Origin of the sequence: Enterobacter wuhouensis, from assembly GCF_035835995.1 — a bacterium.
Taxonomy (GTDB): Bacteria; Pseudomonadota; Gammaproteobacteria; order Enterobacterales; family Enterobacteriaceae; genus Enterobacter; species Enterobacter wuhouensis.
This window is the reverse complement of sequence record NZ_CP142124.1, coordinates 2,524,605-2,549,248: the sequence shown is the minus strand read 5'-3', so window position 1 is coordinate 2,549,248 and position 24,644 is coordinate 2,524,605. Positions and strand designations below refer to the sequence as shown.

Genomic DNA, 24,644 nt, shown 5'->3' with positions numbered 1-24,644 from the left:
ACCGTTGAATTGCCATCCATACACTATAGTATGACGTTATGAACACTATGACAGACACGATGAATCAACGGATTAGCGCCCGAATTCGCATTGAACGCGAGTCGCGAGGATGGTCCTTGAGCGAGCTTGCCGACCGGGCCGGCGTCTCGCGGGCAATGATCCACAAGATTGAACGCGGGGACAGCAGCCCTACGGCCACGCTGCTTGCCCGCCTGTCGGGTGCGTTTGGGATCAGCATGTCGACCCTTATTGCCAGAGCAGAGATGCAGGAAGGGAAGCTGCTGCGTCTCGCCAATCAGCCCGTCTGGCGCGATCCGCAGACCCACTATCTTCGCCGCCACGTTTCACCGCGCACCGATCTGCCGATAGATCTTGTTCAGATTGAGTTACCCGGCGGCAGCGATGTTCCCATGCCGGCATCATCCTATGCCCTGGCACGCCAGCTGATCTGGCTCCAGTCCGGCCGGCTTGTGTTTCTGGAAGGGGATACGCGGCACGAGATGGCGGCGGGAGATTGTCTCGAACTGGGGCCGCCAAATGACTGCCGATTTATCAATGAAACCGATCAATCCTGCGTTTATCTGGTCGTGCGGCTTAATCAGTCTGGCTCGTAATGGTAATGCACGATGCGGAATAATAAACCAGGCTTTAATGACATTTGCACAAGAAGGCGTTCCTTATGAATCAATCTGTTTCGCAAAATCGTCGCTGGGTACTGGCTTCACGTCCGCAGGGTGCACCGGTTACGGATAACTTCCGCCTGGAAGAGCAGCCCATCCCCGTTCCCGCGTCGGGGCAGGTTCTGCTGCGTACGATATGGCTTTCGCTGGACCCCTACATGCGCGGGCGAATGAGCGATGCGCCATCCTATTCCCCGCCGGTGGAGATCGGCGCGGTCATGGTCGGGGGCACGGTCAGTCGCGTTGAGCAGTCAAACCATCCCGATTTCAGGCCCGGTGAATGGGTATTGAGCTACAGCGGCTGGCAGGAGTACGACCTCTCTGACGGCAGCGGGCTGGTGAAGCTTGGTGAAAACACCACTCATCCATCGTGGGCGCTGGGCATATTGGGCATGCCGGGCTTTACGGCCTATATGGGGCTGTTGGATATCGGGCAGCCGAAAGCGGGCGAAACGCTGGTCGTTGCTGCTGCAACAGGGCCAGTCGGCGCAACGGTCGGGCAAATCGGTAAGATCAAAGGTTGCCGGGTCATTGGGGTTGCCGGTGGGGCAGACAAGTGCCGCCATGCCGTCGAGGTTCTGGGATTTGACCAGTGCATCGACCATAAGGCAGATGATTTTGCCGAGCAGCTGGCGAAAGCCTGCCCGAATGGCATTGATGTCTACTACGAAAACGTGGGCGGGAAGGTCTTTGATGCCGTACTGCCCCTGTTGAATACCTCGGCACGCGTTCCGGTCTGCGGGCTGGTGAGCGGCTATAACGCAACGGCGCTGCCTGACGGGCCCGATCGCCTGCCGCTGCTGATGGGCACGATCCTGAAAAAACGTATTCGTATGCAGGGATTTATCATCGGTCAGGATTACGGTCACCGCATCCAGGAGTTCCAGGAAGAGATGGGACGCTGGGTAACCGAGGGCAAAATCCACTATCGCGAACAGGTGACGGACGGTCTGGAAAACGCGCCGCAGGCGCTGATTGGCCTTCTGGAAGGGAAAAACTTCGGTAAAGTCGTGATTCGCGTCGCGGACGATAAAAAATAAAATCAACTATGGCGGGTATTCCCGCCATATTTATTTGAGAAAGTACGATATATTGTCTTTAATTAAATCGGCTTACACATAAACGCATCATCACAGATGAGCGATCCAGACAGAAAAGATTGTCGACGTTTCTTATTTTTTTTTGCGCATTCCCAATACCAGGCATGAAGATACAGGATATATCTAACCGGCATCGATGTTTTGCATCGACGCTGATAATAACGTTTTGTTTGGTTACAGGAATTGAACATGCTTGATTTGGATCATTTAGAGAAAGCGCAAAGAATCAGTCTCACCATGCAAGTTGAGTTAAGCCTGAAAGGAGCATTAATTACCGGCTCCCTGAAGCCGGGGGCGAGACTCATCACCAAAGAAATTGCCGATAAATTAGGCACCAGCATTACGCCGGTGCGAGAAGCGCTGCTGCGGCTGGTTTCCGCCGGGGCGTTACATGCCACGCCGGCGCAGGCTTTTCTGGTGCCCGAGGTCACGCTGGATCGCTATAAAGAAATTAACGCCATCAGAAAGCAGCTTGAGCCGATGGCCGTTGCAGCCGCGTGCGCGCAGATGTCCGAAAGCAGGCTGGACGCGCTGCGCGAGCTGTCGGACAAATTCCACGAAGCGATGCAAAAAGGGAATGTTCAGCAGGCGCTTCACGCCAATCGTATTTTTCGTTTTACCCTCTATCAGTATGCAGAAATGCCTACCCTGAGCGCATTAATTGAGCAGCTGTGGGTTCGCATCGGCCCCTGCATCAACTATCTGCATGAAGAGCTGAAGGATGTCCCGGTGAAAACGTATCACTATGCTGAGTTGCTTTCCGCCCTTGAGCGAAAAGATGCTGAAGCGAGCCAGAAGGCGATTGACCGCCTGATTGATGAAGCGGATATTCTTTTACAGCGGCAATATTTTAGCTAAGAAATTATTTAACAGCGCGGCTAATGTGTAGTGATATTTATTTTGTGAATATTTCCTGATGGCATTACGCCATCAGGAACGTTATTTCATTTTTTTACGATGGAAAAGAACAGCCGCCGGTTAATAATTACTCAAAGCGATAAGACACTGACATCCCCACGCCATAGTTGCGGCCAGGGGCGGGTTCGTAATAACGCCCGTTGGACTCGTTCACGATCACCGAGCCAACATACTCCTTGTCAAACAGGTTATCGACGCGGCCAAAGACGTCCATTCCCCAGTTTCCGTAGCTGAATTTATACCCGGTATTCAGGCCCACCACCGTGTAAGACGGTGCTTTCGCCGTGTTTTCGTCGTCCGCCATGATATCGCTCATGTAGCGCACGTCGGTGCCAGCATACCAGCCTTCTTCCGGCTGCCAGCCAAACGATGCGTAGCCCATGTTGCGGGCAATGCCCGGCATACGGTTGCCGTTACAGTCTCCATCGCTGCACACGTTGGTACGATAGGTTGCATCCAGGTAGGTCCAGGCCATCTTCAGCTTCCAGCTTTCAGCGAACTGCTGATCGAGGGAAAGCTCAACGCCCTGACGGCGCGTTTTGCCGGCGTTTTTATAGCTGGTACGCCCGCCGGAACTGGCGTCTGTTACGATCTCATCGTCGGTGTCGGTGCGGAACAGCGCCGCGGTGAACAGGCCATTGCCGACGCGCGTTTTGCTGCCGACTTCATAGGTATTGTTGGTGGACGGCTTAAGACCGATGTTTAGCCCGCCCTGATTGTCCGAACGGTAGGAGAGTTCATTGATGGTCGGCGTTTCAAACCCGCGTCCGGCCGCTGCGTACAGATTCCACGCGTCGGTCACCGCATATTTCACAGAACCCGCCGGGAGCCATTTGTGATAGCTCGCCTCGCCGCTGTCGTCGCCGTTGCCCGGCGTTACGTAATGGTCGTTGGAATCAAACCACACGGAGCTGTAGCGCACCCCCGCGTCGACGGAGAGTTTTTCCGTCAGCTGCCAGCTGGTTTGCAGATACGGGTCAACGTTCCACATCAAATTACGTTCGTTGCGACGTTTGTCACCTTTTACGCCGTATTCAGGCACGCCGTTGTTCATCACGAAGTTTTCATACCCGCGACGATCTTCGCTCAGGTTTTCGTAGTTCAGGCCGGTGGTGAAGGTCACCGGCACCAGCAGCTCGCCGCGATGCGTCCAGCGGGTATCAATGCCCTGATAGTGGCGCTGCATGTCAATCACGCCGCCGGAGTGGGTTGGCTTCAGCTGCGGCTGATATGGAATTGACTGGTACTGCGTCATTTCGCGCTCGCCGGCGTACATCATCACGCTGAGATCGTCCTGCTCGCTGAGCTGGCGGTCATAGCGCAGTCCCGCCTGAGTCTGCTTGATGGTCTTACGGGTGTTGTACTGGTCGCCGCGCGGAGACTGGCGCGGGTTATTCCGCCACTCCTGATAGTCCAGACCGCCCGGATCGTTGGCCTTCATATCCACGCTGTTAAAAATCAGCGTCAGCTTGCTGACGTCATCGATGCGCACGCCGAGCTTGGCGTTAGCAAGGTTTTTACGCGCGCCGCTGTGGTCGCGGTAGCCCTTTGTGGTGAAGCGGGTAGTAGAGACCGTGTAATCCACGTCGCCCGCGTGCGTGCCGTCGCCCATCGCGCCGGTGGCTTTCATCCCGTAGCGCCAGGTGCCGTAGCTGCCGTAATAGCTGCTGGCTTCAATGGTCGGCGGCTGTTGCCCGGTCTGAGTGTTGATATTAATCACGCCGCCTGAGGCATTGCCGTAAAGGGCAGAGAAGGGCCCGCGCAGCACTTCAACGCTATCCACGCTGGTGAGATCGATGTTGGAGGTCTGGCCTTGACCGTCCGGCATGGTTGCCGGAATACCGTCCACGTACATGCGAATGCCGCGCACGCCAAAGGTTGAACGCGCACCGAAACCGCGCATGGAAAGCTGCAGATCCTGCGCATAGTTCTGACGATTCTGAATCTGCAGGCCCGGCACGCTGCCGAGGGATTCCGACAGGTTAATGCGCGGGGCGGCCTGACGCATATCGTCGCCGTTCACGACGCTGACCGCCGCAGGCGTATCCAGCTCGGAGACGGTCTGCGGCGAGGCGCTGACGATCATGGTCTGTTCTTCGGCACCCAGTGCAGCCAGAGGCGCTACGATAACGGGAACCAGCAGCAGCGGGAGAGTTGCCTTACGGGCATAAATGATTTTCATGAATAAACCGGTTGTGGAATGAAAACGAACCAAATGGAACATGTGCGTGTATGTTAAAACTTTTGTAAATGTTTTGAAAACTATAACCGCACATTGCGTTAAGTAAAAACGCGCAGGGAAAGAAAAACTCCACATTCATCAGATTAATGATTACTATTCTCATTAAAACAGCGGCGACGCCATGACGTTGCCTGCCGGAAGCGATGTCAGCAGTACACCCCCTCTTGTAAAAAGGAATTGTTATGTCTTTACGTCATCTGTACTCGCCGCGCCTGCGTGGTTCTCTGCTCTTAGGCTCTTTACTCATTGCCGGTTCGTTCCAGGTTCATGCCGCCGAAGAGATGCTGCGCAAAGCGGTAGGAAAAGGCGCGTATGAAATGGCCGTGAGTCAGCAGGAGAACGCGCTGTGGGTCGCGACGTCGCAAAGCCGCAAAACGGATAAGGGCGGCATTGTCTATCGCCTCGATCCGGTTACGCTGGAAGTGACGCAGGCTATTCATAACGATCTTAAGCCGTTTGGCGCCACGATTGATCAAGCCACCCAGACCCTGTGGTTTGGGAACACCACCAACAGCGCGGTAACCGCTATCGATGCTAAAACCGGTGAGGTCAAAGGACGCCTGGTGCTGGATGAGCGCAAGCGTAGCGAAACGGTCAAGCCGCTGCAGCCGCGACAGCTGGTGGCGGATGACGCCACCAACACGGTGTACATCACCGGTATCGGCAAAGAGAGCGTGATCTGGGTGATTGATGGCGCAACGCTGAAGCTGAAAGACACGATCGCCAATACGGGCACATATGGCACCGGTCTGGCGCTGGACGCCCAGGCAAAACGTCTGTACACCACCAATGCCGACGGCGAACTGGTGACGATTGATACGGCAACCAACAAAATCCTGAGCCGCAAAAAACTGCAGGACGACGGGAAAGAACACTTCTACCTGAACCTGAGCCTGGATACCGCCGGTCAGCGTGCGTTTGTGACGGATTCAAAACAGCCTGAAGTGCTGGTGGTGAGCCTGAAGGATGGCAGCGTAATGGAGAAAATCGCTGCGCCTGAATCGCTGGCGGTGCTGTTTAACCCGGCGCGCAATGAGGCCTACGTGACGCATCGTGAAGCAGGGAAGGTGAGCGTGATTGATGCGAAAACCTACAAAGTGACGAAAACCTACGATACGCCGGTTTATCCGAACAGCCTGGCGCTGTCTGCCGACGGTAAAACCCTGTACGTGACGGTGAAACAGAAGTCGACTCGCCAGCAGGAAGCCACTCAGCCTGACGACGTCATTCGTATCGCGCTGTAAGGCTTGAATTGCCCGGCGGCGCTGCGCTTGCCGGGCCTGGAAAACCATGAGATGTAGGCCGGGTAAGGCGAAGCCGCCACCCGGCTTTATTATTAACGCGAGGTTTCTTCAACCAGCGGGCCGTCATCGCGTTCATCGTCATGATGAACCGGCGCGGTGCTGTGAATTTCGTTAACGCGTTTACGCACGCCAAACCAGCCTGCAATGAGCAGCACGGCCAGCAGCGGAATGGTGGCAATGGTGTACGTGCCGTTCGGATAATCGAATGCCATCAGCACCAGCACGCTAAAGAGGAACAGCAGGGTTAGCCACGAGGTCACCGGCGCGCCCGGCAACTTGAATTTAACGTCAGCCGCTTTACCTTCTTTAATCGCCTTGCGCAGGCGCATCTGGCAAACCACGATAAAGGCCCAGGAGGCAATAATGCCCAGCGCGGCAACGTTCAGCACGATCTCAAATACCTGCGACGGAACAAGGTAGTTCAGGAACACGCCAAACACGTAGACCACCAGCGTCGCGAGGATACCCGCGTAAGGCACCTGCTGCTTGCTCATCTTCGACATGAACTTCGGCGCAGATCCACCCATCGACATCGAGCGCAGAATACGGCCAGTCGAATACAGGCCCGAGTTCAGGCTGGAGAGGGCCGCCGTCAGCACCACTATGTTCATGATGCTGCCTACGTAAGGCACGCCCAGCTTAGAGAAGAAGGTCACAAACGGGCTTTGACCCGCCTGATAGGCGTTCCACGGCAGAAGCAGAACCAGCAGCACCACGGAACCCACATAGAACAGGCCGATACGCCAGATCACGCTGTTGATGGCTTTTGGCACCATCGTCTGCGGATCTTTACACTCGCCTGCAGCCGTACCCACCAGTTCGATAGAGGCAAAGGCAAACACCACTCCCTGAACCAGCACCAGCGCAGGCAGCAGCCCGTGCGGGAAGAAGCCGCCGTTATCGGTTATAAGGTGGAAGCCCGTGGCATTACCGTCCAGCGGCTTGCCGCTGCCGAGGAACACCGTCCCCACCACGAGGAAAATCACGATGGCCAGCACTTTTACCAGCGCAAACCAGAACTCCATTTCGGCGAACCACTTCACGCCGATCATGTTCATGGTGCCAACGATCGCCAGCGCGCCGAGGGCAAATACCCACTGCGGCACATCGCCAAACGCGCCCCAGTAGTGCATGTACAGCGCAACGGCGGTGATGTCGACGATACCGGTCATCGCCCAGTTAACGAAGTACATCCAGCCCGCCACGTAGGCGGCTTTTTCACCGAGGAATTCACGGGCATAGGAGACAAAGCTGCCGCTGGAAGGGCGATGCAGTACCAGCTCGCCTAACGCACGCAGAATAAAGAAAGAGAAAATCCCACACACCAGATAGACCAGTGCGAGCGCGGGGCCCGCCATCTGAAGACGTGCGCCAGCGCCTAAAAACAGACCTGTACCAATCGCGCCGCCGATGGCGATCATTTGAACCTGACGGTTGCCCATCGCCTTGTGGTAGCCCTCTTCGTGAGAGTTCAACCAGCGACGTTTCGCAGCATGATGATCGGCTGCGCTTTTATTGCTTGTTTTCATTGAGTTACCTGTTTGCCTGTCTGAACCATTAACGTGATAGTCCTGCCTGGCAGCGAGCGAACCAAACGATTGCTTCTGCCCCGGCACATGCCGCCTTTCCAGTCATTCTGTGTATGGATAAGGTGAAACATGGCGTGGCATCCTACCCGCAATTCATAAGTGACGCAAAATATAACCGTGACGAAAGTGATGCTCGTCGAAGGAAATCGTGTGGTCAGAGCAGACGGGGATCGCAACGCGCTGAATCGTGGTGATATTTTAGACAAAACTGTCAATGAGATGCTGCTTTAATCATCAGGTTCGCTTAACAATTGCAGGCTGTAATTGATGAATTGAATTCATAACGACAAGCGGAACTACACTGTAGTGCTCATAAAAAATTATGCCTAAAGTAAAGGCATCATAAACAGAGGCATGAGGTGAATGATGCAGAAGCGACAACTAGGGCAGCAGGGTTTAACGGTATCCGCGCTGGGATTCGGATGCATGGGGCTAAGTTTTGGCTATGGCCCGGCAACCGAAAGGCAGCAGGCTATCGCGCTTATCCGTGCCGCCGTCGAACAGGGTGTGACGCTTTTTGATACCGCTGAAATCTATGGCCCGTATCTGAATGAGGACGTTGTGGGCGAGGCGCTCGCGCCGTTTCGCGATAAGGTGGTGATTGCCACCAAGTTTGGCTTCGATTGCGACAGGCCGGGTCAGGTGCTCAACAGTCGTCCGGAACATATTCGTTCATCCGTCGAAGGTTCGTTAAAACGGCTGAAAACCGACTGTATCGACCTCTATTATCAGCACCGTGTCGACCCGGATGTTCCCGTGGAGGATGTTGCGGGTACCATCGCCGATCTTATTACCGAAGGTAAAGTGAAGCATTTTGGCCTCTCAGAAGCGGGGCCTGAAACTATCCGTCGCGCGCATGCCGTCTGCCCCGTGGCAGCCTTGCAGAGTGAATATTCGTTATGGTGGCGACAGCCTGAACAGGAGATCCTGCCTTTGCTGGCTGAGCTGAATATCGGGTTTGTACCTTTCAGCCCGCTGGGCAAGGGCTTTTTGACCGGCGCCATTGATGCCAGTACGACCTTCGACAGCAGTGATTTTCGCAACATTGTGCCGCGCTTTAGCGAAGAATCACGGATGGCGAATCAGCATCTGGTTGACGTGGTGAAAGAACTGGCCGCCGGGCAGGGCGTCACGCCCGCACAAATTGCGCTGGCCTGGCTATTGTCCAAAGCGCCGTGGATTGTGCCTATCCCGGGAACCACTAAACTGCATCGGCTGGAGGAGAATCTGGGCGCAGCAAACGTGACGTTGTCACCCGAAGCGATCGGCAACATCAACCGCGCGTTGACGCAAATTGATGTCGTTGGCGACCGCTATCCGCAGCATCTTCAGGCGCGTGTCGGAAAATAGACTACCCATTACGCAGCGCCTCAACCAGTAGGGCAAAGGCCGTGGTGTGCTGGCGGCGGCTTGGGTAGTACAGGTGATAGCCGTCAAACGCCGGGCACCACGCCTCCAGCACCCGGATTAAACGTCCCTGCGCGATAGCCTCCACGACGGTGTCTTCCGGCACATAGGCCAGCCCCAGCCCGTTCTCGGCGGCGTCAATGCGCTGCGGCAAACTGTTAAGCGTGAGCTGCCCCTCAACCCGCACGCGGATCTCGCGCCCGTCGCGTTCAAACTCCCAGGCGTACAGCCCCCCGCGCGTGGGCAGGCGCATATTGATGCAGCGGTGCGCGGCCAGCTGCTCGGGTGTTTCCGGCACGCCGTGATGCTCAAGATAGTTAGCCGAACCCACAACGGCCATGCGCATATCCGGTGCGATCCGCACGGCTATCATATCCTTCGCCACCTGTTCCCCCAGGCGAACCCCCGCGTCGAATCGACCATCCACGATATCCGTCAGGCCATTATCTACCGTTACCTCAACGTGAATGTCGGGATACTTCATCATAAAGGGTTTCAGTACCGGCCACAGGACGGCGCTCATCGCATGTTCCCCGGCGGTGATGCGGATATTCCCGGCGGGTTTGTCGCGGGTGTCGCGCAGCGCGGCCAGCTCCTGCTCAATCTCCACCAGATGCGGGCTTAAGCGCATGAAGAGCCGTTCCCCGGCCTCGGTAGGGGCAACGCTGCGGGTGGTGCGGGTCAGCAGGCGAACGTCCAGACGCGCTTCAAGGTTTCGCATCGCGTGGCTTAACGCCGATTGCGAAACGCCCAGCTGCGCTGCCGCGCGGGTGAAGCTGCGCTCGCGGGCGACAACCATAAAAGAGAGTAAATCGTTGAAATTGTCTTTTAGCATCGCGGTTTACCTCATTTATGAATTGTGCTCATGGTTCCTTTCTGATTATGCAGTCTAATGCTCACGGCACCTTTGCGCTACTGTTAGCGCAACAGCCAACGAGGAGAAAAGTATGAAAATTATTCGTAGCGGTTCTTTACCTTCCGTCCAGGGGCCAGAAGCCTGGTTCACCGGCACCGTGCGCATTGATGCGCCGTTCCAGGCGACGGAGCCGGCAAAAGTAGGCGGGGCCACGGTGACCTTCGAGCCGGGCGCGCGTACCGCCTGGCACACCCATCCGCTTGGTCAAACGCTGATCGTCACCCAGGGGCGCGGCTGGCTGCAGGAGTGGGGCAAAGAGGCGGAGCCGCTGAACCAGGGCGACATCGCGTGGATCCCGCCGGGCGTCAAGCACTGGCACGGCGCGTGTGCGCAAACGGCGATGACCCATATTGCCATCGCCGAAGCGGTAAACGGCAGTCCGGTTGAGTGGCTGGAGAAAGTCACCGACGCGCAGTATCAAAACGAATAGCCGTTTAGCGTTTCGATAACAAAACGAAAACGCTATGATGCGATCCGTTTTCTTCAGCATGTCCAGGCGGAACGGTGAAAATCAATATTATCGGTACCAGCGGGAGCGGAAAAAGCACGCTTGCCCGACGCATCGCGGCGGAGCTGGCGCTTCCCTACATTGAAATGGACCGGCTGTACTGGCGGCCCGACTGGCAGGGAACGCCCGATGAGGAACTGCTTGTAACGCTGGCGAATACGCTGGACGCCACGCCCGGCTGGGTGCTCGACGGCAACTACAACCGCACGCGCCTCGTGAAGTGGCGCGATGTGGATCGCGTGATATGGGTGGACTGCGGGTTTGCCCGTACGCTCTGGCAGGCGGTCACGCGTGCGTTCAAACGTGCATGGCGCCATCAGGAGCTGTGGCCCGGCACGGGAAATCGCGAAAGCTTTCGTCGATCCTTTTTCAGCCGGGAATCAATCATTATCTGGACGATCAAAACCTGGCGCAGTAATCGCGAGCGTTATGAAGCCGATATGCAAAACCCGCAGTATGCCCACATTCATTTTGTCCGCATTACCTCCCGGCAGCAGGCCGACGCGCTGATTTCATCGCTAAAATCACACCGTTAGCAGGGTTATGCATTTCTGATTTCCGGGAAACCAAATGTAAATTAATTGTTTCTCAGTGGTGAAATTCGCCTTTAATAATGACGACATGTTAAGTCAAACGAGAACGCAACATGTCCTGGCGAATCAGCATTCTTGATAAAAGCCCTGTCGCAGAAAATGAAACGGCCGCCGATGCGCTGGCGCGCACCCTGAGCCTGGCGCAGCAGGCGGAAACACTGGGCTATCATCGCTTCTGGATTGCCGAACACCACAACACCCCGCAGCTTGCCAGCCCCTCACCGGAACTGCTGATTGCCTGGATACTCGGGCAGACGAAGCGCATCCGCGTAGGATCGGGCGGCGTCATGCTGCAGCATTACAGCCCTTATAAAGTTGCTGAAAACTTCAACGTGCTGGCCGCACTGGCGCCGGGCCGCGTGGATCTGGGCGTCGGAAAAGCCCCTGGCGGCCTGCCGCTCTCAACCCGTGCGCTGCAGCACGGCCTGAACCCGCAGGAAAAGGGCAGCTTTGCCGAGCAGCTCACGCAGCTGGACGGCTGGATCCGACCTGAAAATCAAACCGCTGAAGAGGCCGTGCGCGCCACGCCGCTGCCGCCGGTACCGGCGCAGGGATTCCTGCTGGGTGCCAGCACGGAAAGCGCGCTGCTCGCGGCGTCGCTGGACTGGAACTTCGTTTTTGCGGCACACCTGAACGGCGATCCTGAGCTTCTGCGCGAGGTGGTCACCACCTGGCGTCAGAACAGCGTTCGCGATGTGATCGTGGCGGTGCAGGCGATTATCGCGCCGACGCAGGCCGAGGCTGATGCCCTGGCGCAAAAGGTCGAGGTGTGGGGCGTGGAGCTGGCAAACGGCCAGCGCGTCACCGTCGCCAGCGAAGAGCAGGCCTATGCTTTTGCGCGTCAGGCGGGCAGCGAACCGATTCGCATCGCGCGCCGCGCGCAGTCCCTGCTGGCGGGCACCGCGGCGTCGGTGCTTGAGCAGCTCAACGCGCTCCATCAGCAGTGGGGTATAGACGAATTTATCATCGACACGCCGGTTGCGGAGGGGGCAACGCGCGTCGCGTCGCTGCGCCTGCTCGCCGAGGCGCGTCTTAACAGGGAGGTCACCGCATGAGCTTTGGCGAACAGCTGATTGCCTGGCGGCGCGAGCTGCATCAGAACCCCGAGCTGTCGGGTCAGGAAGTCGAAACCACCGCGCGCCTGCGTCAGTGGCTGACGAATGCCGGCATCACGCCACAACATTACGACCTGTCGACCGGACTGGTGGCGGAAATTGGGACCGGCAGCAGGCTGATTGCGCTGCGCGCGGATATCGATGCCCTGCCGATTGAGGAGCGCAGCGGCGTGCCGTTTAGCTCACAGCGGCAGGGCGTAATGCACGCCTGCGGGCACGATATCCACACCAGCGTGATCCTCGGCGCGGCGCTCAAGCTAAAAGAGCGTGAGGCCTCGCTGAACGGACGGGTACGCATTCTGTTTCAGCCAGCCGAAGAGAACTTTGGCGGTGCGAAAAGCATGGTGCGGGCCGGCGCGCTACGCGACGTTAGCGCCATATTCGGCATGCATAACGAGCCGGGGCTGCCCGTGGGCGAGTTCGCCACGCGCGGTGGCCCGTTCTACGCCAACGTTGACCGATTCGTGATCCGCATTACCGGCAAGGGCGCCCACGCCGCGCGTCCACACGAAGGCAACGACGCGATCGTGCTGGCCAGCCAGCTGGTCACGGCGCTGCAGAGCGTTGCCAGCCGCAACGTCAACACGCTGGATTCGGTGGTGCTGAGCGTGACGCGCATTGCAGGCGGCAACACCTGGAACGTGCTGCCGGAAAGCGTCGAGCTGGAAGGCACGCTGCGCACCCATCGCACGGAGGTGCAGCAGAACGTGAAGGCCCGCGTCGGTGAAATCGCCGCCGGATTTGCCAGCGCCTTTAGCGCGCAGATCGACATCACCTGGTACGCCGGACCGACCGCGCTGGTCAACGACGAACGCTGGGCCGACTTCGCCAGCTCCGTCGCCAGAGAAGCCGGGTACGAAACCCGGCACGCCGAGCTGCACATGGGCGGGGAAGATTTCGCCGTTTATCTGCAGCAGATCCCCGGGGCGTTTGTCAGCATCGGCAGCGCCAGCCCGTATGGTTTACATCATCCGGCATTTAATCCAGATGAAGCACTGATTGAGCCCGCTGCCCGCTATTTTGCACAGCTTGCGGAAAAAGCCCTGCAACACGTTTAATTCATAAGAGGTGAATATGTCTGCAACCCGACAGCTGCGGCTGGGGACCATTTTGCATGGTGCATCCGGAAATATGTCCGCCTGGCGTCATCCAGCGGCGACCGCGGATGCCAGTATTAATTTTACTTTCGTCAAAGAGACGGCGCTAAAAGCGGAAGAGGGCAAGCTCGATTTTTTATTCGTTGCCGACGGTCTCTATATCAACGCGAAATCGATCCCCCATTTTTTAAACCGTTTCGAACCCTTAACGGTGCTATCCGCGCTTGCGAGTATTACCTCGCGCCTGGGGCTGGTCGGCACGCTATCGACCTCCTACAGCGAGCCGTTCACCACGGCGCGCCAGTTCGCCAGCCTCGATCACCTGAGCAACGGACGCGCGGGCTGGAACGTGGTGACCTCTCCGCTGGAGGGGTCGGCGAAGAACTTTTCTCGTGAAAAGCACCCGGAGCACGCGCTGCGCTACCGGATTGCCGACGAGTATCTTGACGTGGTGAAGGGGCTTTGGGACTCCTGGGAAGGCGATGCCTTTGTGCGCAATAAGGAGAGCGGGCAATTCTTTGACCCGGCGAAACTGCATACCCTGGATCATCACGGTGATTTCTTTCAGGTCGCCGGACCGCTGAATATTGGCCGCACGCCGCAGGGTCGTCCGATTGTCTTTCAGGCGGGCGCGTCGGATGACGGGAAAAAGCTGGCGGCGAAACACGCGGATGCCATCTTTACCCATCACGAAACCTTCGATGAAGCCAGAGCGTTTTATCAGGATGTAAAACAGCAGCTGGAAGCAAACGGCCGCCGCGCGTCAGACTTACATATTTTCCAGGGCGTCAGCGTCATCGTCGGTAACGATGCCGACGATGTGGAAAACCAGTACCAAACCACCGCGGCGCTGGTGTCGATTAAGGATGCCCTGAACTACCTCGGGCGTTACTTCGAGCATCATGACTTCAGCCAGTACCCGCTCGACGAGCCGTTCCCGGATATCGGCGACTTAGGTAAAAACAGCTTCCGCAGCACCACCGATGAAATCAAGCGCAATGCCGCCGAGCGAGGCTTAACCCTGCGTCAGGTGGCGCTGGAAGCCGCATCGCCGCGCCCGCGCTTTTCCGGCACGCCGGAGGAGGTGGCTGACGGGCTGCAGGCCTGGTTTGAAGGCTTCGCGGCGGACGGCTTCATCATACAGGGCGGCACGCCGGACACCTTCCCGCGCTTTGTTGAGCAGGTGGTGCCCGTTCTCCAGGCCCGCGGCCTGTTCCGCACCGAGTATCCTGGGACTACTCTGCGCGAGAGCCTGGGCCTGGACGAACCCAGAAACCAGTACACACAACAATAAAAGAGAACACCGCTATGCAGAAAACATCGCTTATTCTGGCGCTCGCGCTGGCCTTTACCCCTGCCGTCTGGGCAGAGAATGTGAATATTAACGGTACCGGCGTGAGCATCGAGGCCAATAAAACGCCGGTCAACACCGCCAAAAACAGTGACGCGGTGGCGCAGCTGCCGAAAGACTATCGTTTTGCCGTGCCGGGGAAATTTACCGTGGCGGTGGCGGGGCTGAACCAGCCGCCGCTGACGGTGTTTTCCGATGACAACAAAACGCTGCTGGGAAGTGAAGTTGACGTTGCCCGCCTGGTGGCGGACAGCCTCGGGCTTGAATTGAACGTGGTGCCAACATCGTGGGAAGACTGGCCGCTGGGCGTGGCGTCCGGGAAGTACGATGCGGCCATCAGCAACATCACCGTCACCAAAGAGCGTAAAGAGAAGTTCGACTTCGCGACCTATCGCAAGGATTCCCTTGGCTTCTACGTGAAGTCGACCAGCCCGATCAAGAAGCTTGAGAAAGCGGAAGACATCGCCGGGCTGCGCATTATCGTGGGCTCCGGGACCAATCAGGAAGCCATCCTGCTGGCGTGGAATGCGGAAAACCTGAAGAAGGGGCTGAAACCCTTTACGCCGGTCTACACCAAAGACGACGCGGCCCAAACGCTGGCGCTCCAGTCCGGACGCGCGGACGCCTACTTCGGCCCGAACGTGATTGGGGCATGGAAAGCGGCGCTGAACGGGAAAACCAAACTGGTCGGCAGCGTCGACGGCGGCTGGCCGAAGGCGGCGCACATTGCGGTGACGCTGAAAAAAGGCAGCGGGCTGGTTGAGCCGGTGCAAACCGCGCTGAACGGCGTGATTAAAAACGGTGACTACGACAAAGTGCTCAACCGCTGGGGGGAAGGCGTCGAGCGCATCCCGAATTCAGAAGTAAACCCGGCAGGCCTGGGCGACTAAGGAGGCGCTATGCGCGAACAATTTCGTGACGTTTCGCCGGAAGATGCCGAACTTCAGCCCATTATCGACGGGCTGTTCGGTGAGTACGCCGCGCGCTACGGGGACTACTTTTCCAAAGATGCGGAAGTAGAGCTCACCGAATGGTATCTGGCGCCGCAGGGGCTGTTTATCGTCCTGGAGCGCGACGGAAAAATTATCGCCACCGGCGCGTACAAACCCTTCGACGATCGCACCGCGGAAATCAAACGCATCTGGACGGACAAAACGCTGCGCCAGCAGGGGCTCGCGGGCCGTGTGGTGCAGGAGCTGGAGCGCAGGGCGGTGCTGGCGGGCTACAGCCAGATCTACCTCACCACGGGGTTCCGACAGCCGGAAGCGGTGCGGCTCTATCTCAGCCAGGGGTATCAGGCGCAGTTCGATCTCAACCGCGATCCGGAAGAGTACAGCCAGCCGCCCTTTGACGGTCGGCTGCGCTTCACAAAAACGCTGGTGCGCGAAGCGTACAGTAAAACCGCATGAGGAACGACGATGAGCAACGTTGAAACCATTAAGGTGGTCCCGGCACGCTACCCGCTTCGCGCCGCCGGGGCCGTGGCTGCCCTGTTTGTGCTGGCGGTCGTGATCCAGTCCGTCGCGTTTAACCCGCGATGGGAGTGGGCGGTGTTTGCCCGCTGGTTCTTTGACCCGGTGATCCTGGAGGGCGTAGGGCAAACCCTGCTGCTGACGCTGATCGGTACCGCGCTGAGCGTGGTGATTGGCGGGTTGCTGGCGCTGGCGAGGCTCTCCTCGTCCTGGCTGCTGAGCAGCCTGGCGTGGGGCTACATCTGGCTGTTTCGCTCGCTGCCGCTGATCGTGGTGCTGATCATCCTCTACAACTTCTCGTACCTGTACGACACGCTCTCCCTGGGCGTGCCGTTTACCGGCATCACCTGGGGCAGCTTCGACACCATCAACGTGCTGGGGCAGTTCTCTACCGCCGTGGTGGGGCTGACGCTGGTGCAGAGCGCCTATACCGCCGAGATCATCCGCGGGGGCTTCCTCGGGGTGGATCACGGCCAGTATGAAGCGGCCGCCGCGCTGGGCCTGCCGGCCTGGCGCCGCACGCTGCGCATCATTCTGCCTCAGGCGCTGCGCACGATTTTGCCATCCGGCTTCAATGAGATCATCAGCCTCGCGAAGGGGACGGCGATGGTGTACGTCCTGGCGATGCCGGAGCTGTTCTACACCATCCAGATGATCTACAACCGCACCCAGGAGGTGATCCCGCTGCTGATGGTCGGCGCCGTCTGGTATCTGGTGATTACTACCGTGTTGTCCGCGATTCAGCACGTTGTAGAGCGCGGACTCGCCCGCAGCGAACGCCGATCTGCCGTTAACCAGAGCCGGGCCACCAGCCGCGCCCGCTCCGTGACCACCACGCAAACGCAGGAGCCCGTCCATGCAAGCCTCTCCTGAAGGACATATTTCCATTACCGGCGTCAGCAAGTTTTTTGGCCGCCACAAGGCGCTCGATAACGTCTCGCTGGAAATACCGCCCGGCTCCGTGACGGTGATCCTCGGCCCGTCCGGTTCCGGCAAATCAACCCTGCTGCGCACCATTAACCACCTGGAGCGCGTCGACGAAGGGTTTATTCAGATCGACGGGGACTACATTGGCTATCGACGCCAGGGCGACAGGCTCTACGAGTTAAAAGAGAAGGAGATCCTCAGGCAGCGCGTCAACGTGGGCTACGTGTTCCAGAACTTCAATCTCTTCCCGCACCTGACGGTGCTGGAAAACCTGATTGAGGCACCCATTGCGCACAAGAAGTTCAGTAAAAAAGAGGCGGTTGAAAACGCCTACGGCCTGCTGGACGTGGTCGGGCTGCGGGATAAAGCCGATGCCTGGTCACGGCATCTTTCCGGCGGCCAGCAGCAGCGGATCGCCATTGCCCGCGCGCTGGCGCTGCGCCCCCGCGTGATGCTGTTTGATGAACCCACCTCGGCGCTCGACCCTGAGCTGGTCGGCGAAGTGCTGGACGTGATCAAAAAGCTCGCCCGTTCCGGCACCACGCTGGTGGTGGTCACCCATGAGATCGGCTTTGCCCGCGAGGTGGCGGATCAGGTGGTGTTTATGGTCGACGGAAAAATCGTTGAGCAGGGGAGCAGCGACGAGGTGTTGAACCGCCCGTCGCACCCGCGAACGCGACAGTTCCTCTCTAAAGTGCTGTAAGGAGCGCAGATGAAATATGGACTTCTGGCAGGGCTAATCTTCACCACCGCAAGCCACGCCGGCATTGATGTGAAGGCCAACGAACAGCCGCTGCCGGTCACGCGCGATCCTCAGGCGGTGGCGAAGATCCCGGCGAACTATAAATTTGTTGAGCCTGGAACGCTGACGGTCGCTGTTTCGGCCCTCAACTCTCCGCCGCTGGCGCTGCTGGCCAGCGATAACCGCACGCGCATCGGCAGCGATCCGGATATCGCGCGCCTGCTGGCGGGCAGCCTGGGGCTGAAGCTGAAGCTGGTGCCGACGGCATGGGAGGACTGGCCGCTGGGGATTGCCTCCGGCCGCTATGACGTGGCGCTGGTGAACATTGCGGTGACCGAACAGCGCAAAGAGAAGTTTGATTTTGCCACCTACCGCGTCGATTCCCTGGCCTTCTCGGTGAAATCCACTAGCGACGTTCAGTCGATCAAAAGCGCGGAGGATCTGGCGGGTAAAAAGGTGATTGTTGGCTCCGGCACCAATCAGGAACGTATTCTGCTGGGCTGGAACGAGGAGAACAAAAAGGCGGGGCGTGAACCCGCGCTGCCGGTCTATCTGACCGACGACGCCTCGGGCAACCTCTATATTCAGTCCGGCAGGGCGGACGTGTTCTTTGGGCCGCAGTCGGTGTCGGCCTATAAGGCGGCGCTGACCGGCAAAACGCGCGTGGTGGGGCTAGGCCCGAAAAAAGCCTATGTCGCAACGACCACCAAAAAAGGCAACGACCTGGTTTATGCCCTGCAGGCCGCGCTGAACGGTGCGATTACGCGCGGGGAGTATCAGAAGGTGCTGGCGCGCTGGGGCGAGCAGGGCGAAGCGGTGGCGCAGTCGGAGGTTAACCCGCCTGGGATAACCTATTAATGCTGCTCTACACTTAGGGTTTTCATCCTGGAGGGGGCTTCATGATTAAACTCTATGGCGTACCCGGCTGGGGATCGGCAATCAGTGAGGTGATGCTGACCCTGGCAGACATTCCTTATCAATTTATCGACGTGGACGGGTTCGACCAGCCCGGCCCGCAGCGCGAGCTGCTGCAAAAGCTCAATCCGCTGTGTCAGGTGCCGACGCTGGCACTGGAAAATGGCGCGATCGTCACCGAAACGGCGGCGATTGCCCTGATGGTGTTGGACAGATGTCCCGACCTCGCTCCACCCGTCGGCCAGGCCGAACGTCAGCAGTTTCAGCGTTTGCTCATCTGGTTTGTCGCAAACGTCTATCCCACCTTTACCTATGCCGACTATCCGGAACGCTGGGTGCCGGATGCGCCAGAACAGCTAAAGAAAAACTGCATCGAGTACCGTAAATCACTCTACCTGTGGTTTGACAGCCAGCTGAAAGCCTCACCCTTTGCGTTTGGTGAACGGCTAACCCTGCTGGATGTGTATATTGCGGTCGCACGTACCTGGGGACCACGACACGAGTGGTTCGCTGCAAACACGCCCAATATCACGTCGATCGCAGATTCGGTCTGCGCGCTGCCGGAACTGCACAAGGTGTTAAAGGCAAACGAGATTATCTGATAACGTGGAACGCTCACTCACAACAGGAAGCCTGCACATGCCACACGTTGATATCAAATGTTTTCCCCGCGATCTGAATGACGAACAAAAAACCGCCCTGGCGGCGGATATCGCCGAGGTGATTACGCGCCATCTGAACAGCAAGGACCGCTCTATCTCCGTTGCGCTGAATGAAGTTCAGGAAGCCGACTGGAAAGCGCAGGTATGGGACACCGAGATCGGCCCTAAGCTGGATGAGCTGATCAAGAAGCCGGGTTATTCGATGTAATATTTGCCGGGTAGGGCAAAGCCGTCTGTCGGAGCAGGCGGCGTTTTGGTATCTCTGTGAATTATCTCACTATCTGGAAAAGTGAGCGCAATGCTAGAATCTTTACATCCACAGCGACGGGATGTAAACATGGCCGGAAGAGTTGATTATCATATTGAAAAATATCTCCTGACGGAATCCGCGGAGCCCGAGCGCCTCACGCGCCAGTGGGCTGAAGTGCTGGAAGAATGTCGTGAGCAAGGGTCCGGTGCAGAAGATCGCCTGCGCCTCGCGTTGCTGAATGTGGACTACGTGACCAGCTTTGAACTTCCCTTCAGGCTGCTGCTCACCCGCGCACCTCAGCTTATTGACGGCGTCAGGAACGAGCTGCAGCTCAGCCAGAAAAATGTTCTGTTTAACGGCAAAAGGTTCGGCTGCGTTTACAGCCTGAAAATGAATCTTGAGGGGATCCCCGACGAATTTAGCTATCACCTTAAGACGCGCATTCATCGAAGCGAAGCGAATGGCGGGAGTGAAGCCCCGTATCGTGACATCGCCCGGCAGGTGAAAGCCCCCAGGGAACGTCTCAGGCTGGCACTCGAAAACGGACTTACCGTGACGGCGCTCGACGGGCTTTTCTGGTTTGGCATTCAGCGCATCGCGGCCGATGTGCAGAGGTTAAGAAAAGCAGGCGTGAGGATTGTGACCTCAGAAACCGAGGTGTTCGATACGCTTACGGGAACAAACCGGCGGGTCCCCGCGTATAGCCTGGCTCAGCCGGAATGAGTATCGCTCGCAGAGCCGTAGGCCGCCTCAGAGACGGTGAAAAATGGCGGCGAGCTTTTTGACTGCGTCTTCTATTTCCTTTTCCGTGTAGGCGGCAAACCCCATTAAAAACCCTGTTGCATCCGGGCTTCCCGTATATAAATCGGTAAGCCCCAATATATCAACCCCCGCGCGGCGGGCAGCGGCGGCAATCGCTTTTTCAGATATTCCGCGCTTCAGGTGACAGGGCATTTGCATTCCCCCCGCTGGCGATTCACAGGTGACGTAATCAGAAAGATATGCCTCCATCATGCCTGCCAGCATGTCACGACGAGCAACATAAATTCCCCGCATCTTACGAACATAGGCGCTGAAATGGCCTCCTTCCAAAAATTTAGCCAGCGTCAATTGGGCTATCGAAGCGGTGTGCCCATCCAGTAATGTTCTTGCCAGGGTAAAGGGCTCTGCAAGTTCGGAGGGAACGATCGCATAGGCAATACGCAGCCCGGGAAACAGGGACTTGGTGAACGTGCCGATATAGATTGTCCGGCCGTAGGCGTCCAGCCCCTGAAGGCTGGCCATGGGCTTCCCGTCGTAGTGAAATTCACTGTCATAGTCATCCTCAATGATCCAGGCCGCGTGACGGTTCGCCCATTCAACAACAGCCAGCCTCCGGTCAAGAGAGAGCGTTACGCCGGTAGGATACTGGTGAGAAGGGGTCAGGTAGATAGCCCTGGCGGGCTCTGTCAGCGAATTGAGGCCGTCAATGGAAATACCGTTGTCATCAAGCGGAACCGGGATACAGCGCAGACCGGCAGCGCGAAACGCCTTGTGCGCACCTTGATAGGAAGGATCTTCAATGACAATGCCGTCCCCGCCGTCCATCAGCACCTGGGAACAGAGCGCAAGCGCCTGTTGAGAACTTGTCAGAACGATAACCTGTTCGGGCCGCGCTCGGGTCCCGCGTTCAAGATTGACGTATTCCGCAATTGCCTGCCGCAAATGCGGAATACCCTGCGGCGGGCTTTGTTCTAACGCCTGATGCTTAAACTCCTTCATGACCTGTCGCTGGAGACGCTCCCAGAGCGGGATGGGAAACAGGCGGGTCTCAGGAATGCCGGGCGCAAGGGGGCGAGGGGAGGAAAACTCGCGGACCCCGCCGCTTTCATAAACGACCTTTCCCCGAGCGCTGAGCTTTGCTTTTCGTATCTCAGCGGTGGGCTGCCGCCGTCGGGAATGGGGTTTTAAAAACCGTGCGCTTGAAGAGACGAAGCTTCCTCTGCCCGTTTGTCTCTCAATAAAACCTTCGGCATGCAGGCTGGAGTAGGCCGCTTCAACGGTATCCCGGGAAACGCAGAGAGACGCCGCCAGGGCACGTGATGCAGGCAGGGCCTTACCGTGAGATAAGATCCCTTCCAGTATCAATGTCCGTATTGCTCTCTGGATCCTTTCATGTAGCGGTAGCGATCCGTTAGCGGGGTCGATGATCCATGCCTTAACCGTTTCAAGCTGCGCGTGCTTAAACATCAATTTTTCCACTCTTGCTCTGACCGTCTTCATTCTAAAGCAATACCGCGTTCAGGAGCATGAGAATTGGTCTGCTTAATTCACGAAAATTGGTGGGGAAAAACCTGCCATTTAGCGAATACACTTTTGCACAAGCGAATAATGGATGAACAAAGAGGCAATATGAATAATACGAGCGTGACGATTGAGGCAGTTCAAGAAAGTGATTTTGAAAGCTGGATGCCGCTGTGGAGAAAATATCAGGAATTTTATAACGTCGATCTCTCCGCGGAGATCACAACACGAACCTGGCAACGGTTTTTTAGCACGGTTGAGCCGCTATTCTGCGTAGTGGCACGATCGCAGGGGGAGATCGTTGGTTTTGCGCATTATCTGTTTCACCTTTCCACGTGGGCGGAGAACAATTACTGCTATCTCGAAGATTTATACGTCAGCGAGGCCGTCAGGGGCAAACACATCGGCAAGCAGCTTATTGAGCATGTTCAGAAAGAAGCAAGAAAACATCATGCCGCCCATCTTTACTGGCATACGCACGAAGCCAACTACCGCGGTCAAAGATTGTACGACTGGGTGGCGAAAAAAAGCGGAATGATTGAGTATCGAATGCAGGTGAGATAACGCTTGTCGACTGACAATACGCCCCTTAGATACGCGGGGCGTTTTTCAACAGCGTGCATCGCTATTCAGCAAATGCCCGTAATGCTTCACCATCCAGGCGATAGCGTACCCATTCTGACTGCGGCAATGCACCGATGCTCAGGTAGAAATCAATGGCGGGCTGGTTCCAGTCAAGCACGCTCCATTCCAGTCGGCCACAGTGGCGTTCTACTGCGCACTGCGCGACCTTTTTCAACAGCGCCTTGCCTGCGCCCTTGCTGCGGTATTCCGGGGAAACGTACAAATCCTCCATATAGATGCCGTTGCGACCAAGCCAGGTGGAATAGCTGGTAAAGAACACGGCATAGCCGACAACGTTCCCGGCAAACTCGGCGATCAGCGCTTCGGTCTTACTTTCTGCGCCAAACAGCGTGTTTCGGATCTCCTCCGGCGTGGTGATCACCTCTTCTGGCGCTTTTTCATACACCGCAAGCTCATAAATCATGTCGTAAATTGCCGCTGCATCTTCCGGTCTTGCCTGACGAATCGTGATGCTCATCCGTTTCCCTTTATCTCTGTTTGATGTTGATGGGGCACAGCATAAAGGGTAATGTCAGAAGAATTAAGTGCAATGAAATCAACAAATGATGAATATTATGCATCCGGCATTACGGCGCCTGGATTTAAACCTCCTGCCGGTTTTCGACGCGATTTACCGTCATCGTTCGGTTCGACTGGCGGCGGATGAGCTGGCGATGAGCACCTCGGCGCTCAGCCATGCCCTGTCCAGGCTACGCATTTCTCTTAACGATCCCTTATTCTACCGGGAGGGGCACCGAATGTGTCCCAGCGTCTATGCCACTCAGCTTGCGCCTGTTATTGCATCGGCACTGAAGGTTCTCAACCAGGAGCTGTCTCCGCAGCGGCAGTTCGACGCCGCCGTGAGTACGGAATGTTTGCAGATTGCGATAACCGACTTTACCGCGTTCTGCATCTTCCCCGCGCTGATGAATACGCTTCAACACGCGGCACCGGGCCTGCGCCTGGAGCTGCGTTACCTGCCGCACAGCCCGGCATTGACCGAGTTGCTGGCAGGAGAGGTGGATCTGGCTCTCGGATTCAGCACCGCAGAGGATATTCGGTATCCCGAGCTGGAAGAGATTAGCTGGTTTCAGGATGAGTATGTCGTGATTAGCAACGCCAGCCGGAGCGCGTTAACGCTGGAGGATTATCTCGCCGCCCGGCATCTGGTGGTGACGCCGTGGAACGAGAAGCAGGGGGTACTGGACCTGCAGCTTGAACGCATGGGCTACACCCGACAAATTGCAATCAAAACCCCGTCCATGCTCAGCGCGCCGTTCATCGTCGCAGAAAGCGACCTGCTGATGGCGCTGCCTCGCTTCGCCGCCGAAAGGTTAATGCCGGCGGCAAATATCAAGCTCTTCGCATTGCCATTCGACATTAGCCCATTTGAGGTAAAGATTTATTCGCATAAACGCAGCGGCAAGCGCGACGCCACGAACTGGGTAAAGACCACGCTGCGCACCCTGGCCGAAGGGCTACCGTCAGTACGCTTATGATTTTGCCTGTAGCAGGATCGCCATCAGCCCTGGAAAGCGGGCGTCCAGATCCTCTCTTCGCAATGAGATCATGTTCTCCCGCCCCTGGGGGCGCTGCCAGATCACGCCGCTGTCGCGCAGCACGCGCCAGTGGTGGGTCATGGTTGATTTCACCACGTCCTCCGGGCGCAGCGCGTTGCAGCTCAGTTCACTGCCGTCGGCCAGCCTGCGGATAATCGAGAGCCGGAGCGGGTTGCCGAGGGCAAACAGCACATTTTCCAGCAGTATTTGTTCAGGTTCCGGGTGGTTAGGGATCATCGTTTTCCTGCGCCTCACGTCAGATTGAGCTATATCAACAATAGGTCAACCGTTAAAAAATAGTTCGATAATACTCGTACAATGGGACTATTATAGCAAATGAACGAATGCGCGACCATCCCGGTCGTCACTGACAAGTCACAGGACTTAAGG

The 24,644-nt window shown here is 57.3% G+C and carries 24 protein-coding genes and 1 pseudogene; 19 read left to right on the top strand and 6 right to left on the bottom strand.

The genetic code is table 11. From position 1 onward, the window contains the following. Window positions 1–38: 38 nt before the first annotated feature. From VPX56_RS12270 to VPX56_RS12260, 3 genes are all read left to right on the top strand, one after another. A complete protein-coding gene (locus VPX56_RS12270) occupies window positions 39–614 on the top strand; it encodes a helix-turn-helix domain-containing protein (protein ID WP_326466577.1) in 576 nt (191 codons plus the stop codon). A 65-nt stretch (window positions 615–679) separates the two neighbouring features. Then, window positions 680–1,720, top strand: coding sequence for an NADP-dependent oxidoreductase (locus VPX56_RS12265; protein WP_326466575.1), 1,041 nt, complete (start codon window positions 680–682; stop codon window positions 1,718–1,720). Between the two features lie 249 nt (window positions 1,721–1,969). Next, window positions 1,970–2,638: a GntR family transcriptional regulator gene (locus VPX56_RS12260; protein WP_263609595.1), complete on the top strand. Its 669-nt coding sequence runs from the start codon at window positions 1,970–1,972 to the stop codon at window positions 2,636–2,638. A gap of 127 nt (window positions 2,639–2,765) precedes the next feature. Here the strand turns inward: VPX56_RS12260 and pqqU are convergent, their stop codons facing one another. Continuing rightward, window positions 2,766–4,880, bottom strand: a complete 2,115-nt coding sequence (gene pqqU / locus VPX56_RS12255; protein ID WP_326466572.1) for a TonB-dependent receptor PqqU — start codon at window positions 4,878–4,880, stop codon at window positions 2,766–2,768. 242 nt (window positions 4,881–5,122) lie between these two features. Here pqqU and yncE point away from each other — a divergent pair, with 242 nt between their 5' ends. Further along, window positions 5,123–6,184 carry a 7-bladed beta-propeller protein YncE gene (gene yncE / locus VPX56_RS12250; protein WP_131632522.1) on the top strand — a complete coding sequence of 354 codons (1,062 nt, stop codon included), beginning with the start codon at window positions 5,123–5,125 and terminating at the stop codon, window positions 6,182–6,184. Between the two features lie 92 nt (window positions 6,185–6,276). Here the strand turns inward: yncE and ansP are convergent, their stop codons facing one another. After that, window positions 6,277–7,773: an L-asparagine permease gene (ansP, locus tag VPX56_RS12245; RefSeq protein ID WP_263609598.1), complete on the bottom strand. Its 1,497-nt coding sequence runs from the start codon at window positions 7,771–7,773 to the stop codon at window positions 6,277–6,279. Window positions 7,774–8,199: 426 nt separating this feature from the next. Here ansP and VPX56_RS12240 point away from each other — a divergent pair, with 426 nt between their 5' ends. Next, window positions 8,200–9,183 carry an aldo/keto reductase gene (locus VPX56_RS12240; protein ID WP_326466569.1) on the top strand — a complete coding sequence of 328 codons (984 nt, stop codon included), beginning with the start codon at window positions 8,200–8,202 and terminating at the stop codon, window positions 9,181–9,183. A gap of 1 nt (window position 9,184) precedes the next feature. Here VPX56_RS12240 and VPX56_RS12235 read toward each other — a convergent pair whose 3' ends face one another. After that, entirely contained in the window at window positions 9,185–10,075 is an 891-nt protein-coding gene (locus VPX56_RS12235; protein ID WP_263609599.1) for a LysR family transcriptional regulator, read from the bottom strand. Between the two features lie 112 nt (window positions 10,076–10,187). Between VPX56_RS12235 and VPX56_RS12230 the strand changes: the two genes are divergently transcribed. The 12 genes and pseudogenes from VPX56_RS12230 (at window position 10,188) to VPX56_RS12175 (ending at window position 20,511) form a co-directional block, all read left to right on the top strand. Next, window positions 10,188–10,586: a (R)-mandelonitrile lyase gene (locus VPX56_RS12230; RefSeq protein WP_131632526.1), complete on the top strand. Its 399-nt coding sequence runs from the start codon at window positions 10,188–10,190 to the stop codon at window positions 10,584–10,586. 74 nt (window positions 10,587–10,660) lie between these two features. Further along, entirely contained in the window at window positions 10,661–11,200 is a 540-nt protein-coding gene (locus VPX56_RS12225) for a P-loop NTPase family protein (RefSeq protein ID WP_326466564.1), read from the top strand. A 110-nt stretch (window positions 11,201–11,310) separates the two neighbouring features. Next, window positions 11,311–12,312 carry an LLM class flavin-dependent oxidoreductase gene (locus VPX56_RS12220; RefSeq protein ID WP_263609602.1) on the top strand — a complete coding sequence of 334 codons (1,002 nt, stop codon included), beginning with the start codon at window positions 11,311–11,313 and terminating at the stop codon, window positions 12,310–12,312. Continuing rightward, on the top strand, window positions 12,309–13,430 hold the full coding sequence (locus tag VPX56_RS12215; protein ID WP_326466561.1) for an amidohydrolase: 1,122 nt from the start codon (window positions 12,309–12,311) through the stop codon (window positions 13,428–13,430). The genes VPX56_RS12220 and VPX56_RS12215 overlap by 4 nt, the downstream gene beginning before the upstream one ends. Window positions 13,431–13,446: 16 nt before the next feature. Then, window positions 13,447–15,710: pseudogene (locus tag VPX56_RS12210) on the top strand (NtaA/DmoA family FMN-dependent monooxygenase). A 9-nt stretch (window positions 15,711–15,719) separates the two neighbouring features. Continuing rightward, window positions 15,720–16,229, top strand: a complete 510-nt coding sequence (locus VPX56_RS12205) for a GNAT family N-acetyltransferase (RefSeq protein ID WP_131632532.1) — start codon at window positions 15,720–15,722, stop codon at window positions 16,227–16,229. 9 nt (window positions 16,230–16,238) lie between these two features. After that, window positions 16,239–17,165 carry an amino acid ABC transporter permease gene (locus VPX56_RS12200; protein WP_131632533.1) on the top strand — a complete coding sequence of 309 codons (927 nt, stop codon included), beginning with the start codon at window positions 16,239–16,241 and terminating at the stop codon, window positions 17,163–17,165. Continuing rightward, a complete protein-coding gene (locus VPX56_RS12195; protein WP_131632534.1) occupies window positions 17,149–17,922 on the top strand; it encodes an amino acid ABC transporter ATP-binding protein in 774 nt (257 codons plus the stop codon). Before VPX56_RS12200 ends, VPX56_RS12195 begins: the two co-directional genes overlap by 17 nt. A 9-nt stretch (window positions 17,923–17,931) precedes the next feature. Continuing rightward, window positions 17,932–18,819, top strand: a complete 888-nt coding sequence (locus VPX56_RS12190; RefSeq protein ID WP_326466556.1) for an ABC transporter substrate-binding protein — start codon at window positions 17,932–17,934, stop codon at window positions 18,817–18,819. 41 nt (window positions 18,820–18,860) lie between these two features. Further along, on the top strand, window positions 18,861–19,478 hold the full coding sequence (locus VPX56_RS12185; protein ID WP_131632536.1) for a glutathione S-transferase family protein: 618 nt from the start codon (window positions 18,861–18,863) through the stop codon (window positions 19,476–19,478). Between the two features lie 37 nt (window positions 19,479–19,515). After that, the gene (gene pptA, locus VPX56_RS12180) at window positions 19,516–19,746 is read left to right on the top strand and encodes a tautomerase PptA (protein ID WP_039028695.1); all 231 of its coding nucleotides are present in this window, start codon (window positions 19,516–19,518) and stop codon (window positions 19,744–19,746) included. A gap of 129 nt (window positions 19,747–19,875) precedes the next feature. After that, window positions 19,876–20,511 carry an ECs1377 family protein gene (locus tag VPX56_RS12175; protein ID WP_131632537.1) on the top strand — a complete coding sequence of 212 codons (636 nt, stop codon included), beginning with the start codon at window positions 19,876–19,878 and terminating at the stop codon, window positions 20,509–20,511. Between the two features lie 27 nt (window positions 20,512–20,538). On the opposite strand, the gene pdxR is transcribed toward VPX56_RS12175, so the two are convergent. Beyond that, window positions 20,539–22,017: a MocR-like pyridoxine biosynthesis transcription factor PdxR gene (gene pdxR / locus VPX56_RS12170; protein WP_326472047.1), complete on the bottom strand. Its 1,479-nt coding sequence runs from the start codon at window positions 22,015–22,017 to the stop codon at window positions 20,539–20,541. Window positions 22,018–22,158: 141 nt separating this feature from the next. Between pdxR and VPX56_RS12165 the strand changes: the two genes are divergently transcribed. Further along, window positions 22,159–22,635 (top strand): GNAT family N-acetyltransferase, encoded by a 477-nt coding sequence (locus tag VPX56_RS12165; RefSeq protein WP_263609607.1) that lies wholly within the window; start codon window positions 22,159–22,161, stop codon window positions 22,633–22,635. A gap of 61 nt (window positions 22,636–22,696) precedes the next feature. On the opposite strand, the gene VPX56_RS12160 is transcribed toward VPX56_RS12165, so the two are convergent. Continuing rightward, window positions 22,697–23,173: a GNAT family N-acetyltransferase gene (locus tag VPX56_RS12160; RefSeq protein ID WP_131632540.1), complete on the bottom strand. Its 477-nt coding sequence runs from the start codon at window positions 23,171–23,173 to the stop codon at window positions 22,697–22,699. An 85-nt stretch (window positions 23,174–23,258) separates the two neighbouring features. Here VPX56_RS12160 and VPX56_RS12155 point away from each other — a divergent pair, with 85 nt between their 5' ends. Beyond that, on the top strand, window positions 23,259–24,194 hold the full coding sequence (locus VPX56_RS12155) for a LysR family transcriptional regulator (RefSeq protein WP_326466551.1): 936 nt from the start codon (window positions 23,259–23,261) through the stop codon (window positions 24,192–24,194). Here VPX56_RS12155 and VPX56_RS12150 read toward each other — a convergent pair. Then, a complete protein-coding gene (locus VPX56_RS12150) occupies window positions 24,189–24,491 on the bottom strand; it encodes an ArsR/SmtB family transcription factor (RefSeq protein WP_326466549.1) in 303 nt (100 codons plus the stop codon). The genes VPX56_RS12155 and VPX56_RS12150 overlap by 6 nt on opposite strands. Window positions 24,492–24,644 lie beyond the last annotated feature (153 nt).

Excerpts from the sequence above, each read along its gene's own strand:
- VPX56_RS12270 (WP_326466577.1), top strand. The coding sequence starts at position 39 with ATGAACACTATGACAGACACGATGAATCAACGGATTAGCGCCCGAATT.
- VPX56_RS12265 (WP_326466575.1), top strand. The coding sequence starts at position 680 with ATGAATCAATCTGTTTCGCAAAATCGTCGCTGGGTACTGGCTTCACGT.
- VPX56_RS12260 (WP_263609595.1), top strand. The coding sequence starts at position 1,970 with ATGCTTGATTTGGATCATTTAGAGAAAGCGCAAAGAATCAGTCTCACC.
- pqqU (WP_326466572.1), bottom strand. The coding sequence starts at position 4,880 with ATGAAAATCATTTATGCCCGTAAGGCAACTCTCCCGCTGCTGCTGGTT.
- yncE (WP_131632522.1), top strand. The coding sequence starts at position 5,123 with ATGTCTTTACGTCATCTGTACTCGCCGCGCCTGCGTGGTTCTCTGCTC.
- ansP (WP_263609598.1), bottom strand. The coding sequence starts at position 7,773 with ATGAAAACAAGCAATAAAAGCGCAGCCGATCATCATGCTGCGAAACGT.
- VPX56_RS12240 (WP_326466569.1), top strand. The coding sequence starts at position 8,200 with ATGCAGAAGCGACAACTAGGGCAGCAGGGTTTAACGGTATCCGCGCTG.
- VPX56_RS12235 (WP_263609599.1), bottom strand. The coding sequence starts at position 10,075 with ATGCTAAAAGACAATTTCAACGATTTACTCTCTTTTATGGTTGTCGCC.
- VPX56_RS12230 (WP_131632526.1), top strand. The coding sequence starts at position 10,188 with ATGAAAATTATTCGTAGCGGTTCTTTACCTTCCGTCCAGGGGCCAGAA.
- VPX56_RS12220 (WP_263609602.1), top strand. The coding sequence starts at position 11,311 with ATGTCCTGGCGAATCAGCATTCTTGATAAAAGCCCTGTCGCAGAAAAT.
- VPX56_RS12215 (WP_326466561.1), top strand. The coding sequence starts at position 12,309 with ATGAGCTTTGGCGAACAGCTGATTGCCTGGCGGCGCGAGCTGCATCAG.
- VPX56_RS12205 (WP_131632532.1), top strand. The coding sequence starts at position 15,720 with ATGCGCGAACAATTTCGTGACGTTTCGCCGGAAGATGCCGAACTTCAG.
- VPX56_RS12200 (WP_131632533.1), top strand. The coding sequence starts at position 16,239 with ATGAGCAACGTTGAAACCATTAAGGTGGTCCCGGCACGCTACCCGCTT.
- VPX56_RS12195 (WP_131632534.1), top strand. The coding sequence starts at position 17,149 with ATGCAAGCCTCTCCTGAAGGACATATTTCCATTACCGGCGTCAGCAAG.
- VPX56_RS12190 (WP_326466556.1), top strand. The coding sequence starts at position 17,932 with ATGAAATATGGACTTCTGGCAGGGCTAATCTTCACCACCGCAAGCCAC.
- VPX56_RS12185 (WP_131632536.1), top strand. The coding sequence starts at position 18,861 with ATGATTAAACTCTATGGCGTACCCGGCTGGGGATCGGCAATCAGTGAG.
- pptA (WP_039028695.1), top strand. The coding sequence starts at position 19,516 with ATGCCACACGTTGATATCAAATGTTTTCCCCGCGATCTGAATGACGAA.
- VPX56_RS12175 (WP_131632537.1), top strand. The coding sequence starts at position 19,876 with ATGGCCGGAAGAGTTGATTATCATATTGAAAAATATCTCCTGACGGAA.
- pdxR (WP_326472047.1), bottom strand. The coding sequence starts at position 22,017 with ATGTTTAAGCACGCGCAGCTTGAAACGGTTAAGGCATGGATCATCGAC.
- VPX56_RS12165 (WP_263609607.1), top strand. The coding sequence starts at position 22,159 with ATGGATGAACAAAGAGGCAATATGAATAATACGAGCGTGACGATTGAG.
- VPX56_RS12160 (WP_131632540.1), bottom strand. The coding sequence starts at position 23,173 with ATGAGCATCACGATTCGTCAGGCAAGACCGGAAGATGCAGCGGCAATT.
- VPX56_RS12155 (WP_326466551.1), top strand. The coding sequence starts at position 23,259 with ATGATGAATATTATGCATCCGGCATTACGGCGCCTGGATTTAAACCTC.
- VPX56_RS12150 (WP_326466549.1), bottom strand. The coding sequence starts at position 24,491 with ATGATCCCTAACCACCCGGAACCTGAACAAATACTGCTGGAAAATGTG.